Consider the following 14,735-nt stretch of genomic DNA (forward strand, 5'->3'; position numbering starts at 1 on the left):
AGTGCTGCCGGGCAGTATCAACGGCTTTACAACACTGCCACAAACGACCTTTAGGCAAAGGCTCCTTCCGATTTGGAATGAACTGCATGATTTCAAAACGCATGACCCCTTCGATGACGGCCTTGCAGTGCTTCGAAGCCGCCGCCCGTCATTTGAGCTTCACTCGCGCCGCCGAAGAGCTGCACCTGACCCAGAGTGCAGTCAGCAAGCAGGTGGCGCAGTTGGAAGAGATGCTCTGCCACAACCTGTTCGAACGGGTGCGCCAGCGCTTGTACCTTTCGCCGGCGGGGTCGTTGTACCTGGCCGAAGTGCACAAGATCCTCACCCAAGTGGACATCTCCAGCCGCTATATCCTCACCTATGGCGGCGAAACCGAAGTGCTGCGCATCGCCACCCAACCGACCTTCGGCGACCGTTGGCTGGTGCCCAAACTCAAGGATTTCGCGGCGAAACATCCGAATATCCATCTGGACGTGCGCAACGAGCTGGAGCCTTTCGACGTATTGCAGGCCAAGGCCGATATCGCGTTTTTCTTCGGCCAAGGCTCATGGCCAGGCGCAACCTGCATCGAGCTGTTCCGTGAGACGGTGGTGCCGGTGTGTGCGCCAGGATTCGTCGCCGAAGGCAGCGATGCGTCGTCGCGCCACACCTTGCTGCAATGCACCTCGCGCCCGGAAGCCTGGCACGAATGGTTCCTGGAACAGGGGCTGCACTCGCAGAACAGCTACCACGGACCGCGCTTCGACACGTTCTACATGTGCATTCGCGCGGCGCAATCGGGCTATGGCGTGGCGTTGGTGCCGCAGTACCTGGTGGCCGAAGAACTGGCACAGGGCAGCCTGATGATTCCATGGGACTACGCGATGCCCAGCAGCGGCGCGCACTTTATCGCTCACGCCGAACATGCAGGCGAGATTCCCAAGGTGAAGGCGTTCCTGAACTGGATGGTGGAGTACATCCGCGTACATCCCGACTTTTAATAATGACCCGGCGACTTTATTTCGTTTGCGGCAAGGGCGGGCGCCCGGCTTAGATAAAACAAGCCCGTCACTGCCGAGTCCCCGATTCATGAGCCGCGAAACCATCAGCCAGTCGATTTCCATCGTTCACCCTATCAGCCTCAGCCACGGTAAAAACGCCGAGGTGTGGGACACCTCGGGCAAACGCTATATCGATTTTGTCGGCGGTATTGGCGTGCTCAACCTCGGCCACTGCCACCCCGGCGTGGTCGAAGCGATTCGAGAGCAGGCCACCCGGCTGACCCACTATGCGTTCAATGCCGCCCCGCATGCGCCCTATATTGAGCTGATGGACCGCCTGACCGCATTCATCCCGGTGGACTACCCCGTCAGTGGAATGCTCACCAACAGCGGCGCGGAAGCGGCGGAAAACGCGCTGAAGATTGTGCGTGGTGCCACCGGACGCACCGCAGTGATCGCCTTTGACGGCGCCTTCCACGGCCGCACCTTGGCCACGCTCAATCTCAACGGCAAGGTGGCGCCCTACAAACAAAAAGTCGGTGTACTGCCGGGCCCTGTGTATCACCTGCCCTACCCCAGCGCCGATAACGGCGTGACCTGCGCCGAAGCACTGAAGGCCATGGCCCGCCTGTTCAGCGTTGAAATCGACGTCAACGATGTGGCCTGTTTCATCATCGAGCCGGTTCAGGGCGAAGGGGGATTCCTGGCGCTGGACATCGAATTCGCCCGGGCGCTGCGGCGCTTTTGCGACGAGAACAACATTTTGCTGATTGTCGATGAAATCCAATCGGGCTTTGGCCGTACCGGCCAGCGTTTTGCGTTCTCGCGCCTGGGGATCGAGCCGGACTTGATCCTGCTGGGTAAAAGCATCGCCGGCGGTGTGCCGTTGGGCGCCGTCGTAGGGCGCAAGGCGTTGATGGACAATCTGCCCAAAGGTGGCCTGGGCGGCACCTATTCCGGCAACCCCATTGCGTGCGCGGCAGCGTTGGCGACCCTCGATGCCATGACCGATGAACACCTGAAAACCTGGGGCTTACAGCAGGAAGAAGCCATCGTCAGCCGTTATCAGACCTGGTGTGCGCAAGGCCTGACACCCTACCTCGGCCGTCTGACCGGCGTGGGCGCCATGCGCGGCATCGAACTGGCCAACGCCGACGGCACACCCGCGTCGAAACAGCTGACCCAGTTGCTCGGCCTGGCGCGGGACGCCGGTGTGTTGCTGATGCCCAGCGGCAAGGCGCGGCACATCATCCGCCTGCTGGCACCGCTGACCATCGAGCCCACGGTGCTGGAGGAAGGCCTGGATATCCTCGAGGCCTGCCTCAAACAGTTGGACTAGTAACGCGCATCGGCAGGTTTGCCGCCGTTCGGCCAATCCTTGACCTTGTCCGGGAAGTCCGGGCGCGGTTGCCCCGAGAAATACGCGGCCACGTCCACGGCTTCCTGGTCCGACAGACCGCCCTGCCCCAGCGGGAATTTCTCGTGGAAGCCAATCGGCATGTTGCGTTTGACGAACGCCGCCGCCGTGTAGGTGCGGGCCATGCCGGCGCCGATATTGAAGGATTGCTCACCCCACAACGGTGGGTAGATAAGCTCGCCATCCGCCCGCGCCAAGCCTTGGCCATTGTCGCCGTGGCATACCGCGCATTGCTTGGCGTAGACCTGTTTGCCATTGGCCAGGTCCGGCTTGATCGCCGGGTCGACCTTGCCCACGCCGCGCCCGGCTACTTTGTCTTCGGGGCGGGTGTTGTTTTTCATCCAATCGAAATAGGCGACCATCGCTTGCATGTCTGCCGATTGTGGCGGCAGTGGCTTGCCATTCATCGAGCGGCGGAAGCAGCCGTTAATTCGTTCTTCCAGGGTCACCACCTTGCCTGCGCGCGGCGCATAGCTGGGGAAAAACGCCGAGACGCCTACAAACGGAGACCCATCCGCTACCGTGCCAGCGTTGAGATGGCAACTGGTGCAATTGAGTGAATTGCCGACATTTTTGGGCAGCAGCTCTTTGGTTTGCAGATGCAGGCGCATGCCGCGAATCACCTGGTCGGCGTTGGGCGCCGCAAGCAACTCGGCCAGGCGCGGGGTTTCGAAGGCCGATGAATCGGTGGTGGCCGGGTTGAGTTGGTCACGCAGTTTCTTCACCTGGCCGGCGCTGATCGGCGTGCCTTCGTTACCCCAACGGGTACGTACGAAACTGAGGATCTCGGCGATTTCCAGATCGTTCAAACGGGCGAAACCCGGCATGGTGTAGATCCGTGGGTGCGTTGCCGTTTGTGCGGTCTCCCAGCCGGTGAGGGTGATGTGCAGCAGTGAAGTCGGGTTGCTGGACGCAATGCTCGGATTGCCGGCCAAAGGTGGGAACAGGCCTTTCACGCCCGCACCATCGCTGCGATGACAATTGCTGCAGAACTGCATGTAACCCAGTCCGCCGCGACTGGTGAACAAATCTGCAGGTGGCACGGCTGGCGCCTGGGCCACGGACGGCATGGGCAAGTCGTCTTTACCGGGCGCTAGGGATTTCAAGTAACTGGCGATAGCCGTCAGGTCATAGTCGCTGAAGTGCTGGGTGCTGTGGTGAATCACATCGGCCATATTGCCGGCGACCGTGGCAAAGCGGTTTTGCCCGGTCTTGAGCAGTTGCACGGTGTCTTCCACCGTCCACAGGTTACGCAGGCTCAGGGCGCGCCAGTGCTCGACGGTTTCGCCGGCCAGGTAGTGCTGGCCGCTGACACCCTCGTCGCTCATGGCTTTTTCCTGGAACGCAATGCCCCGTGGCGTGTGACAGGAGCCGCAGTGGCCCAGGCCCTGGACCAGGTAGGCGCCTCGGTTGAGTTGTTCATCGCGTGCGGGATCCGGCTTGAAGGGTTGTTTGTCGAGGAAGACAAAATTCCACAACGCCAGTCCCCAGCGCTGGCTGAACGGGAAGCCCATGTCCGCCTCGAGATTGGCCTGCTGCACCGGCTCGACGCCTTGCATCAGATAGGCGTACAGCGCGCGCATGTCGGTTTCATTCATCTTGGCGTAAGACGGGTACGGCATCGCCGGGTACAGGTTCATGCCCGTCGGCGTCACGCCTTCGCGCATGACGCGGTCGAACTCTTCGAAGGTGTAGGCGCCAATCCCTGTCTCTCGGTCCGGCGTGATATTGCTCGAATAGATCGTGCCCATCGGCGTGCTCAGCTCCAGGCCGCCGGCCATCACCTTGCCTTGCTTGGCCGTGTGGCAGGCTACGCAGTCGCCCAGTTGCGCGACGTATTTGCCCTGCTCGATCAGCGAAGCGTCGGGAACGTTGGCGTGCAGGGGAAGAGACAGGCAAAGCGTCGCCCCCAGCAAGGCCAGGCGAGAAAGGGAAAGCGCCATCGCATTAGTCCTTTAATAACCTGGCGTGGGGCGGTCCCCTCGGCGCAGGTCAGTGGTCGTTTTTATGGGTTCATCAGGCCTCTGTGTTGTAACGGTTTTGTGGGCGGGGAGTGTTGATGTGAGTCAGGGGCAGATCGCTGGACAAAGGCGTCAGTACTCAACGACTATCCACCACCTCCCCTCTGCACGGACGCACACCATGCTCGACATCCTCCAAGGCACGCCCATTTGGGTCTACGCCATTTACCTGTGGATTTGCTACTACGGCATCAAGGCCTGCCTGGGTGGACGCGAAAATCGCCGCTCGCTGGTGATCCTGCCGGTGGTGCTGGTGGTGTGGTCGTTGATGTCCTTGGCGCCTTCAATCTTGTCGAGCGGCGCCTGGGTCGCAGGCGCAGTGCTGGGCAGCCTGGTGGGGATGGTGCTGTTCAACGTTGAAGGGGCGCGGCTGGATGCCAATGGCGAGACCCTGGTATTGCCGGGCACCTGGAAAACCCTGCTGATCTCGCAACTGTTCTTTGCGGTGAAGTACTACTTCGGTTACCAGCAAGCCGTGCATCCGCTGCTGCTGAGCACGCCGACGATGTTGATGGCAGTTGGCGGCGTATCGGGGTTTACCGTAGGTCTGTTTTGCGGACGAGCCGTGCGGCTGCAGCGGGCGCTGACGGCGTTGCGTCGGGATAAGGGCATTGTGCTGCCTTGACCTGACCTCCCTCCCCCCTGAAAATGCCCGACGTTTTTTTGTCCTCGTTTACTGAAGTAGTGAAATTTCAATGTCCGATTCTTACACCGAAAAATCCGCCCCCGAAGAATCCGTAGCCGCGTTGCAATCCAAAGCCGAATACGAAAACGCCATCAATCTTTCACAGCATCTGCCAGCGGCCAAGATCATCAGCGAGATGGTGCTGGACGCGTTCCACACCTCCAAAGAAAGCGACCAGATCCGCGAACTGCGCGTGGCCATCCGCCAGGCCCACGATGCCTTCGACGACGACAAGGCCTACGACTTGATGGGCCAGCTCAAGCAACTCAAGGACGCCGAGGCCGCCGACAACGCCGCCCTGGAGAACCTGAGCAGTCAGTTTTCCATCAGCCGCATCCTCTCCAGCTTCAAGGACGACCCCGAATTCCAGGAGTTGGTCTACGGCCTGGCATTGAAAGTGCTGAACCAGAGCCACCAGGCCATCAGCAACCCAAGCGCTGGCAAGAGCAAGGCGTCACGGCCCAAGAAAGAAGCCGAGGTGTTTGTGATCAGCAAGGATGGCATCAGCGTCACCCTGCCGCTGCGCACGCCGCGCTCCAAGCTGAACGTTGACCGTGAGGCGTTCGAGTTCCTGGGGTTCAGCTTTGTGGGTGAAGGGGATGAAGCGGAGCTTGCGGTTGAGAGCTTTGTGGATAACGCCGGCGCCGAGCAGCCGCTGAGCCGCAAGAGCGTGATCACTGCGCTGCAGCAGCAGACCGCATTTGATGGGTACAGCATCGCACAGCAGTAACCCAAGGCAAGCTGCACCGCAGAATCAAATGTGGGAGCTGGCTTACGTGCGATAGCATCACCTCGGTCTCATTGATATACCGAGGCGTCTGCATCGCAGGCAAGCCAGCTCCCACATTTGTTTTGCATCGGTTTAACCCGCGCGTTCGACTTGTGCCGCAAACACCTCCCGAAACCGCGCCATCTCCCGCTTGTTCCCCACCGTCACCCGTACCCACTGCGGCCAGTTTTTAAACACACGGCCGATCATCACGCCTTGGGCTGCCAGTTTCTCGATCACCTGCTCCGCCGGTTGCTTCACGTCGATCATGAAACAGTTGGCCTGTGACGCCGTGCAGGTGAACCCACGCCCTTTCAGCCAGGCCACGGTCTCATCGCGCAGTTGCTGATTGAGCGCCTTTCGTTGCGGCAGCAGTTTGACGTCCTCAAGGCTGGCAAGGCCGCCGAGCAAGGTAGAGCCTGCCGGCACGTTGTCGCCGCCAAACACGGCCAGTTGCTCCAGCAACGCCGGGTGGCCGATCGCCAGGCCCAGTCGAGCGCCGGCCAGGCCGTAGATTTTCGAGAAGGTGCGCAACACCAGCAGGTCGTCGTGATCCTTGACCCAACTGACGACGCTGGGCACGTCGGCGAAGTCGATGTAAGCCTCGTCCACCACCAGCACACTGCCCTTGGGTTTGTTCGCCAGGGCGTGGCGGATGGCCTCAATCGGGGTGACGGTGCCAGTGGGGTTGTTGGGGTTGCACAGGTAGAACATGCCGGCCTGGGGATCGGCAGCGAGCATGGCCGGGATATCGTGGGCGTGGTCGGCGCCGAGGCTGACTTCCTTTACCGGCGCCTTGTTCGATTCGGCGGCCTGGCGCGGCACTTCGTAGGACGGCGTGGGCATTACCAGGCCACGGGTCTCGCTGGTAAACGCCAGTACTGCGTAGCGCAGGGCGGCCATGGAGCCTGCGAACACAGCCACCTGTTCCTCGGCAATGCCTTGCTGCTGGGCAAATAACCCGGCCAGCGCGTACATATGTTTGTAAGGGTAACGCCCGGACGTGGCGATTCCCTGCTGCATTGCCTCACGGGCGGCCCGTGAGGGCCCGTAGGGGCTTTCGTTGTAGTTGAGCAGCACCTTGTCAGGTTGGGTCGGCGGCGGGCTGGCAACGGCCCAATCGAGGCGCCCCAGCAATGGCAGGGCTGCGCCAAGGGCGAGAAGGGACCGGCGACTGACGCTGACCATAGAGCTACTCCTTGTAGACGGGTAATGGATTCGCACAACGCGTACAGAGGGGTATGACGAGAAAAACACCCGCAGATTTAAAACCACGCCCAAGAAAAAGCCCCGCGCGTCTCTCGACGGCGGGGCTTTTTCACTGCGGGACCACTCAGTGAGCGTAGGTCAGCAACAGCTCTTTCGGCACTTGGAAATCCAGGGACATCATCACGCTGAGCGCGGTGATGGTGAAAATCGAGAACACGAACAGCTTGCGCGCCCAGACGGTGTCGTCCACCGCCTTGTAGCCGGTCCAGGCCATGTACAACCAGTACATGCCCATGGCAGCGGCGACGGCGAGGTAGCTCATGCCGGCGTAGCCACTGAAGGTCAACATCAAGGTCGCCACGAGGAAGGCCAGGATGTACAGCAGGATGTGTTTCTTGGCGACCTGGATGCCACGCTTGACCGGCAGAACCGGAATCGAAGCAGCCAGGTAGTCATTGAAGCGGAAAATCGCGATGGCGTACGAGTGCGGCATCTGCCACAGGCTGAACATCACCAGTAGCGTCAGCGCGGCCATGTCGAAGCTATTGGTCACAGCCACATAACCAATCACCGGCGGCATCGCCCCCGACAGACTGCCCACCAGCGTGCCGTGAACCGACTTGCGCTTGAGGTACAGGCTGTAGAGGCCGACGTAGATGACAAAGCCGATCACGGCAAACAGCGCCGCCAGCGGGTTGGCCACCTTGTACAACAACGCCACTCCGGCAACACCCAGGACGGTCGCATAGATCAGTGCCAGTTTCAGGGAAATGAGGCCCTGGACCAGCACACGATTCTTGGTGCGCTCCATCTTGATATCGATGTCACGGTCGATGCAGTTGTTGAACACACATCCGGAAGCTACCACCAGGGAAGTGCCGATCATCGCAGCCAGGAAGATGGCCAGATCGACATGTCCCTTGGAGGCCAGGAAGAAACCGCCCGCCACAGAAAGCACGTTACCGAAAATGATCCCCGGTTTGGTGATTTGGATAAAGTGCTTAAGCGACATCGGGTCTTACCTCACTTCGCCATCATGAACGTATGGATGCTGAACATGATCCATATCGACAGGCCAACCAGCAGTACGATTACGATCCCAGCGAACACGAATGCAACCACGTTGTCGCGCTGTTCCTTGGAACGATCCAGGTGCAGGAAGTACACCAGGTGAACCAGAACCTGAATCACCGCGAATGCCAGCACGATCATCAAGGTGATCGACTTAGGCAGGGTCGGGTACATCACCAGACCGAACGGGATGAGCGTCAGGATTACCGACAGGATGAAGCCGATGGCGTACGACTTAACGCTGCCGTGGCTTGCATCATGGCTGTCATGGTCATGGGAGTGTGCATTAGCCATTACAGAGTCCCCATCAGGTAAACAACGGTGAAGACGCAGATCCAGACCACGTCCAGGAAGTGCCAGAACAGGCTCAGGCAGCTCAGGCGAGTCTTGTTGGTGTTGGTCAGGCCGTGTTTATTGACCTGATACATCATCACCGCCATCCACAGCAGGCCAGCCGTTACGTGCAGACCGTGGGTACCTACCAACGTAAAGAACGCAGACAGGAAGCCGGAACGGTGCGGGCCGTAGCCTTCGGAGATCAGCAGGTGGAACTCATTGATCTCCATGCCGATGAAGCCCAGGCCGAACAGGAAGGTCAGTGCCAACCAGCTCAGTACGCCTTTCTTGTTGCCCTTGTAGAAGGCCAACATGGCGAAGCCGTAGGTGATCGAACTGAACAACAGCAAGGCGGTTTCGCCGAGCACGTAAGGCAGTTCGAAGATGTCGTGGCCCGATGGGCCACCCGCTACGTTGTTTACCAGCACCGCGTACACCGCGAAGATCGACGCAAACAAGATGCAGTCGGTCATCAGGTAGAGCCAGAAACCGAAAACGGTCATCGGCCCCGAGTCGTGGTGATGGTCATCATGCCCATGGTCATCGACATGGGCGTGTCCAGCATTGGTCACTAAGTTCGACATGGTTTAAGCCTGTTCCAACGAGGTTTCTACACGGTTGGCCGGGATTTTCTTCTCGGCGACCAGGCGAGCGTGTTGCTCGGCTTCGATGCGTTCGATCGTCTCGACCGGCACCATGTAGCCTTGATCATCACGTGCAGCGTGGACAATGAAGTAGCCGATGGTGCCCACCAGGCTCGCGATTGCCAGCCACCAGATGTGCCAGATCATCGCGAAACCGAACACGGTCAACAGCGCGCCCATCACCACGCCAGTGGCGGTGTTGTTTGGCATGTGGATCGGTTCGTAGTGCTTAGGACGCTGGTACGCAGTACCGTCTTCCTTGGCTTCGGTGAACGCATCAATGGTGTTCGCAGTAGGGATCACGGCGAAGTTGTAGAACGGCGGTGGCGACGAAGTCGACCATTCCAGGGTGTGGCCATTCCATGGGTCACCGGATTCGCAAGCGTTCTGCTTACGGTCACGGACACTCACGTACAGCTGGATCAGCTGGCAGGCGATACCCACAGCGATCATCACCGCACCGAACATGGCGACGTACAGGTACGGCACCCACTCAGGGTTGGTAGTAGCGTTCAGACGACGGGTCATGCCCATGAAGCCCAACGCGTAGAGCGGCATGAACGCGACGAAGAAGCCCGAGATCCAGAACCAGAATGCAGCCTTGCCCCAGCCTTCGTGCAGCTTGAAGCCGAACGCTTTCGGGAAGTAGAAGCTGAAACCAGCGATGTAACCGAATACAGCACCACCGATGATCACGTTGTGGAAGTGAGCGATCACAAACAGGCTGTTGTGCAGTACGAAGTCAGCACCCGGGATGGCCAGCAGTACGCCGGTCATGCCGCCGATGGCGAAGGTCACCATGAAGCCCAGGGTCCACAGGACCTGGCTGGTCATGCGCAGACGACCGTGGTAGATGGTGAACAGCCAGTTGAATAGCTTCACCCCCGTCGGGATGGAAATCAGCATCGTCGCCAGGCCGAAGAAGGCGTTGACGCTGGCACCCGAACCCATGGTGAAGAAGTGGTGCAGCCACACCATGAAGCCCAGTACCGAGATTGCGCCCGATGCGTAAACCATCGAGTGGTGACCGAACAGGCGCTTGCCGGTAAAGGTCGAGATCACTTCGGAGAAGATACCGAACGCTGGCAGGATCAGGATGTACACCTCAGGGTGACCCCATGCCCAGAACAGGTTCACGTACATCATTGGATTGCCACCAAGTTCATTGGTGAAAATGTGGAAATCCAGGTAACGGTCAAGCGACAGCAGCGCCATGGTAGCGGCCAGGATCGGGAACGAAGCCACGATCAGGACGTTGGCCCAGGTGCAGGTCCAGGTGAAGATCGGCATGTCCATCAGTTTCATGCCAGGGGCGCGCATTTTCAGGACGGTGGCCAGGAAGTTGACCCCCGTCAATGTCGTCCCGAGTCCTGATAACTGTAGCGCCCAGATGTAGTAGTCCACACCCACGCCAGGGCTGTATTGCAGGCCCGACAATGGCGGATACGCAACCCAACCGGTCTTGGCGAATTCGCCGACGCCCAGGGACACGTTGATCAGCACCACGCCGGAAACCAGCAGCCAGAAGCTCAGGGAGTTCAGGAACGGGTAGGCAACGTCACGGGCACCAATCTGCAGCGGCAAGGCAAGGTTCATCAGGCCGGTGAAGAATGGCATCGCCATGAAGATGATCATGATCACACCGTGAGCGGTGAAGATCTGGTCATAGTGTTCAGGTGGCAGGTAGCCAGGCGAACCCTCGGTGGCCATGGCCAACTGGGTACGCATCATGATGGCGTCGGCAAAACCACGCAGCAGCATGACCATGGCAACGATGACGTACATGACGCCGATTTTCTTGTGGTCGACCGAAGTCAGCCACTCGGTCCACAGGTAGGTCCACTTCTTGAAATAAGTGATTGCTGCAAACAGTGCCAGACCACCCAGCGCGATCATGGCGATGGTCACCATTACGATCGGCTCGTGGAACGGGACCGCATCCCAACTTAATTTACCAAACATCGTTTACTCCTCTGCCCCAGCAGTTGAATGCGAGCCCGTGTCAGAACCTTCAACCGCGGCCACTTCTTTCTTCTCGTGCTTGACCGGCTTGCCTGGCTTCATACCTTCGTACTTGTCGACGATTTTCTGAAACAGGTTCGGCTCATACGTGGAGTACAGAGCGACTGGGTTGTTTTGGCTTGGTTTGGTCAGGGCGTCGTATTCAGCTTGATCAAGCTGTTTAGGTGCGGCCTTGACTTCGGCTACCCAGGCGTTGAAACCTTCCTGGCTCGTCGAGATCGCTTTGAATTTCATGCCGGTGAAGCCAGCGCCGCTGTAGTTCGCGGAGATGCCTTCCATTTCAGCTTTTTCGTTGGCGATCAGGTGCAGGCGGGTCTGCATGCCTGCCATCGCGTAGATCTGGCCGCCCAGGGCTGGGATGAAGAACGAGTTCATCACGGCGTCGGAGGTGATCCGGAAGTTAAGCGGGGTGTTCTCTGGGAACTGGATTTCGTTGACGGTGGCGATACCCAGGTCCGGGTAGATGAACAGCCACTTCCAGTCCAGCGCGACCACTTCGATGTTGATCGGCTTGACGTCGGATTCCAGCGGACGGTACGGGTCCAGCTCGTGGGTCGACTTATAGGTGATGTAACCCAGGGCGATGATGATGAGGATCGGGACCAGCCACACCGCGATTTCGATCTTGGTGGAGTGCGACCACTTCGGCGCGTAGGTCGCGCTGGTGTTCGACGCGCGGTATTTCCAGGCGAAGGCGAAGGTCATGATGATCACAGGGACCACGACCAGCAGCATCAGCAGGGTGGCGGTGATGATCAGGTTTCGTTGATCCAGACCGATCTGTCCTTTCGGGTCCATCAAGGTCCACTTGCAGCCTCCCAGCATTAACATCATGCCAAGCAGCGGCAAAAAGCCTAGTAATCGGGGGTACCTGTTTTTACTCATCTCACGACCTCTAAAGCAGCTTGCGCAATGCAGTTGGGTTTTGATCGCCAACACTTCACCCTGCCAAGGGTTGGCATTTCTCTTCGATTGAATAAGAGCCTGCCCATCACGCCATAAGGGGGCGTTTCACGGACCTGCGGTGAGTTCTTATTCGATTTCGTGGTTAAAGGCCTTGTTACAGACCAATTCCATTTGGTGCGGATAGTTGAAAGGCTGCCGGAACCTTGGGGTCGCACAGAGCCATCCATCTGCCCCTCGACCGCTCCAGTGCTCAAATATTGAACAGCACAGGACATTCAGTGCGGGCGATTGTAGTTAGCTAGCGATGTATAAACCATGTCTTATAAAGAAATAATTTTTATCGATTACAGCAATAATCCTTCACCATTATTGCAACGGTTCGCGATCTTATCGCGTTCGATTCTCAACAAAAACCACAAAAATTGCCGTGTTATAGGGCAATCCACCGCAGTCCTTACAGCCTGTAAGGGCATGCCAAACCGATGCAACCCCCCATAAAACAAGGCATTCGGACATCACAGATTCGCTGGCGCGGCGCGAGGTTCACAGACTCGCCAGAACGACGAACTGACAGCACATCTTGGTCATCCGATGCAAATTTAAGCGGCCGTTCGGCGGGTCAGAATCGTCCTGCGACGGCTTCCGTGTGACAACATGTCGCACGCTGCGCACACCCAAAATTGCCCCGCGTCACGTTCCGTTCACAAATCCCTACAAGCAAAAACGCCCCGGCCTTCATTCAGGAAGGACCGGGGCGTTTGCGCGATCGGCTCAGCCTTGGCGCTGGCGATTGCGGTAAATGCCCAGCGGCACCAGGATCACCGTCAGCACGAAGGCAACCAGCGCCCACTGTGCCAGGGACAGGCCGAGTACGGGCGGGTACGGGGTGCTGCAGAAGCCATCGACCTGGAAGCCCAGGGGAAACACCTTGGCCAGCGGCAGGTCATCGACGATCGGTTGCAGCACATCGATGCCGCAGCTGACTTGGGGGAAGAACTGGGTGTACACATGATGGCCGGCGGCAGCCACCCCGCCGAGGGCGCTGAGGATCACCAGGCCTTCAAACAGCGTGATCGCGCCCTTGGTGCGCATGGCCGCGCCGATGAACGCGAAGATCGCGATCAGCAACAAGGCGTAGCGTTGCAGGATGCACAGCGGGCATGGCGCCTCGCCCAGCACCACCTGCATGTACAGCGCACCACCAATCAGCGCCAGGCAGATGATGCCCAGCAACACCAGAAAGCGCCGCTCCCTGCCTAAACGCAATTCGTCACTCATCTCCGTTTCCCTTTGTTTGGTTGTGCCAATGGCCGCAAGTTTACACACAGGGGATGGTTTAAACAGAGGGGGGTTAACGGGGGATTAATCGTGGGAAATGTTGTGGCTGTATGGACGCTATCGCGGGCAAGCCCGGCTCCCACAGGGGATCACACTTCCCTGTGGGAGCCGGGCTTGCCCGCGATGATGCCAACTCGGTTTAACGCCGAATTTTATTCCAGCGCCGCAGCCGGGCCAAAGAACTCGTAGCGGCTTTGTTTCTCGGGTACACCCAGGGCCTTGAGGTGGCGTTTGATCGCGGCCATGAAGCCTTTAGGGCCGAGGAAGTAGGCATCGATGTCACGCTGCTCAGGCAACCAGGCGGCCAGTTGGTCCTGGCTCAGCAGGCCGACCTTGTCCGCTGCTGGGCTTACGCCGTCGTCTTCGGCATAGCAGTAGTAGCGCTTGAGCTGCGGATGCTTGGCCGCCAGGGTGTCTACCCAGTCGCGGAATGCATGCACCCCGCCGTTGCGTGCACAGTGGATGAAGTGCACGGGGCGCTCGGTGGCCAGCGCGGCTTCGAGCATTGGCAAAGTCGGCGTGATGCCTACGCCGCCACTGATCAGCACCAACGGTTTATCGCTGGCCGACAGGGTGAATTCGCCCGACGGCGGGAACAGGTCGATGGTCGCGCCGACATGCATCTGGTCGTGCAGGTAGTTGGACACCCGCCCACCGGCCTCGCGCTTGACGCTGATGCGGTACAGGCCCGAATCGGTCAGGGCCGACAGGGAATAGTTGCGGCGCACTTCCTCGCCCTCCAGCACCAGTTTCATGCCGATGTATTGGCCTGGCGCGGCATTGAGGATCGGGCCGTTGTCCACCGGGGCGAAGTAGAACGAGATGATCTCGTCGCTCTCCTCCACGCGCTTGACCAGCAGGAACGGCCGCGCACCGCGCCAGCCACCGGGCGCCTGGGCTTTCTCTTCATAGATCGCCGCCTCGGCGCCGATCAGGATGTCTGCCAGCTGGCCGTACGCCGCGCCCCAGGCGCTCATCACTTCCGGGGTGGCGATCTCGCTGCCCAGCACTTCGGAAATCGCCCGCAGCAGGCAGGCACCCACGATCGGGTAATGCTCCGGCAGGATCTGCAGGGCCACGTGTTTGTTGATGATCTTGGCCACCAGGTCGCCCAGCTGGTCCAACTGGTCGATATGCCGCGCGTACATCAGCACACCATTGGCCAGCGCACGGGGCTGGTCGCCGCTGGCCTGGTGGGCCTGGTTGAACAGCGGGCGAACCTGCGGGTATTCCGAGAGCATCATGCGATAGAAGTGGGTGATCAGCGCTTCACCGCCGCTTTCCAGCAGGGGCACGGTGGATTTGACGATGGCACGGTCTTGGGCACTAAGCATGGG

The 14,735-nt window shown here is 59.4% G+C and carries 13 protein-coding genes; 4 read left to right on the top strand and 9 right to left on the bottom strand.

What is annotated here, in order from left to right; genetic code table 11:
* Positions 1-86 precede the first annotated feature (86 nt).
* Together KHP07_RS15450 and KHP07_RS15455 are read left to right on the top strand one after the other, a co-directional pair.
* Positions 87-980, top strand: a complete 894-nt coding sequence (locus KHP07_RS15450) for a LysR substrate-binding domain-containing protein (protein ID WP_214497451.1) — start codon at positions 87-89, stop codon at positions 978-980.
* 88 nt (positions 981-1,068) lie between these two features.
* Positions 1,069-2,319 carry a 2-aminoadipate transaminase gene (locus KHP07_RS15455; RefSeq protein ID WP_214497452.1) on the top strand — a complete coding sequence of 417 codons (1,251 nt, stop codon included), beginning with the start codon at positions 1,069-1,071 and terminating at the stop codon, positions 2,317-2,319.
* Here the strand turns inward: KHP07_RS15455 and KHP07_RS15460 are convergent.
* Entirely contained in the window at positions 2,316-4,340 is a 2,025-nt protein-coding gene (locus tag KHP07_RS15460; RefSeq protein WP_214497453.1) for a c-type cytochrome, read from the bottom strand. The two genes, KHP07_RS15455 and KHP07_RS15460, sit on opposite strands and share 4 nt — an antisense overlap.
* A 199-nt stretch (positions 4,341-4,539) precedes the next feature.
* On the opposite strand from KHP07_RS15460, the gene KHP07_RS15465 reads away from it, so the two are divergent.
* Entirely contained in the window at positions 4,540-5,043 is a 504-nt protein-coding gene (locus KHP07_RS15465; protein WP_078050129.1) for a DUF6622 family protein, read from the top strand.
* A gap of 70 nt (positions 5,044-5,113) precedes the next feature.
* Positions 5,114-5,833: a hypothetical protein gene (locus tag KHP07_RS15470; protein ID WP_078050130.1), complete on the top strand. Its 720-nt coding sequence runs from the start codon at positions 5,114-5,116 to the stop codon at positions 5,831-5,833.
* A gap of 132 nt (positions 5,834-5,965) precedes the next feature.
* Here the strand turns inward: KHP07_RS15470 and ptaA are convergent, their stop codons facing one another.
* The 8 genes from ptaA to hmpA form a co-directional block, all read right to left on the bottom strand.
* Positions 5,966-7,060 carry a pyoverdine biosynthesis transaminase PtaA gene (ptaA, locus tag KHP07_RS15475; protein ID WP_100492168.1) on the bottom strand — a complete coding sequence of 365 codons (1,095 nt, stop codon included), beginning with the start codon at positions 7,058-7,060 and terminating at the stop codon, positions 5,966-5,968.
* Between the two features lie 145 nt (positions 7,061-7,205).
* The gene (gene cyoE, locus KHP07_RS15480; protein ID WP_003194050.1) at positions 7,206-8,093 is read right to left on the bottom strand and encodes a heme o synthase; all 888 of its coding nucleotides are present in this window, start codon (positions 8,091-8,093) and stop codon (positions 7,206-7,208) included.
* An 11-nt stretch (positions 8,094-8,104) separates the two neighbouring features.
* Positions 8,105-8,446 carry a cytochrome o ubiquinol oxidase subunit IV gene (gene cyoD / locus KHP07_RS15485; RefSeq protein ID WP_016979640.1) on the bottom strand — a complete coding sequence of 114 codons (342 nt, stop codon included), beginning with the start codon at positions 8,444-8,446 and terminating at the stop codon, positions 8,105-8,107.
* Positions 8,446-9,072, bottom strand: a complete 627-nt coding sequence (locus tag KHP07_RS15490) for a cytochrome o ubiquinol oxidase subunit III (RefSeq protein ID WP_010206435.1) — start codon at positions 9,070-9,072, stop codon at positions 8,446-8,448. Before KHP07_RS15490 ends, cyoD begins: the two co-directional genes overlap by 1 nt.
* A gap of 3 nt (positions 9,073-9,075) precedes the next feature.
* Positions 9,076-11,094 (bottom strand): cytochrome o ubiquinol oxidase subunit I, encoded by a 2,019-nt coding sequence (gene cyoB, locus KHP07_RS15495; protein ID WP_078050132.1) that lies wholly within the window; start codon positions 11,092-11,094, stop codon positions 9,076-9,078.
* 3 nt (positions 11,095-11,097) lie between these two features.
* Positions 11,098-12,039 (bottom strand): ubiquinol oxidase subunit II, encoded by a 942-nt coding sequence (gene cyoA, locus KHP07_RS15500; RefSeq protein ID WP_078050133.1) that lies wholly within the window; start codon positions 12,037-12,039, stop codon positions 11,098-11,100.
* A gap of 792 nt (positions 12,040-12,831) precedes the next feature.
* The gene (locus tag KHP07_RS15505; RefSeq protein WP_078050134.1) at positions 12,832-13,338 is read right to left on the bottom strand and encodes a disulfide bond formation protein B; all 507 of its coding nucleotides are present in this window, start codon (positions 13,336-13,338) and stop codon (positions 12,832-12,834) included.
* A gap of 212 nt (positions 13,339-13,550) precedes the next feature.
* Entirely contained in the window at positions 13,551-14,732 is a 1,182-nt protein-coding gene (hmpA, locus tag KHP07_RS15510; RefSeq protein WP_214497454.1) for an NO-inducible flavohemoprotein, read from the bottom strand.
* Between the last annotated feature and the right edge of the window lie 3 nt (positions 14,733-14,735).

This window comes from Pseudomonas sp. VS40 (assembly GCF_018587885.1).
In the GTDB taxonomy this organism is placed as follows: domain Bacteria; phylum Pseudomonadota; class Gammaproteobacteria; order Pseudomonadales; family Pseudomonadaceae; genus Aquipseudomonas; species Aquipseudomonas pergaminensis.

What these genes read in the sequence shown, in the direction of transcription:
- KHP07_RS15450 (WP_214497451.1), top strand. Translation starts at nt 87, where the DNA reads ATGATTTCAAAACGCATGACCCCTTCGATGACGGCCTTGCAGTGCTTC.
- KHP07_RS15455 (WP_214497452.1), top strand. Translation starts at nt 1,069, where the DNA reads ATGAGCCGCGAAACCATCAGCCAGTCGATTTCCATCGTTCACCCTATC.
- KHP07_RS15460 (WP_214497453.1), bottom strand. Translation starts at nt 4,340, where the DNA reads ATGGCGCTTTCCCTTTCTCGCCTGGCCTTGCTGGGGGCGACGCTTTGC.
- KHP07_RS15465 (WP_078050129.1), top strand. Translation starts at nt 4,540, where the DNA reads ATGCTCGACATCCTCCAAGGCACGCCCATTTGGGTCTACGCCATTTAC.
- KHP07_RS15470 (WP_078050130.1), top strand. Translation starts at nt 5,114, where the DNA reads ATGTCCGATTCTTACACCGAAAAATCCGCCCCCGAAGAATCCGTAGCC.
- ptaA (WP_100492168.1), bottom strand. Translation starts at nt 7,060, where the DNA reads ATGGTCAGCGTCAGTCGCCGGTCCCTTCTCGCCCTTGGCGCAGCCCTG.
- cyoE (WP_003194050.1), bottom strand. Translation starts at nt 8,093, where the DNA reads ATGTCGCTTAAGCACTTTATCCAAATCACCAAACCGGGGATCATTTTC.
- cyoD (WP_016979640.1), bottom strand. Translation starts at nt 8,446, where the DNA reads ATGGCTAATGCACACTCCCATGACCATGACAGCCATGATGCAAGCCAC.
- KHP07_RS15490 (WP_010206435.1), bottom strand. Translation starts at nt 9,072, where the DNA reads ATGTCGAACTTAGTGACCAATGCTGGACACGCCCATGTCGATGACCAT.
- cyoB (WP_078050132.1), bottom strand. Translation starts at nt 11,094, where the DNA reads ATGTTTGGTAAATTAAGTTGGGATGCGGTCCCGTTCCACGAGCCGATC.
- cyoA (WP_078050133.1), bottom strand. Translation starts at nt 12,039, where the DNA reads ATGAGTAAAAACAGGTACCCCCGATTACTAGGCTTTTTGCCGCTGCTT.
- KHP07_RS15505 (WP_078050134.1), bottom strand. Translation starts at nt 13,338, where the DNA reads ATGAGTGACGAATTGCGTTTAGGCAGGGAGCGGCGCTTTCTGGTGTTG.
- hmpA (WP_214497454.1), bottom strand. Translation starts at nt 14,732, where the DNA reads ATGCTTAGTGCCCAAGACCGTGCCATCGTCAAATCCACCGTGCCCCTG.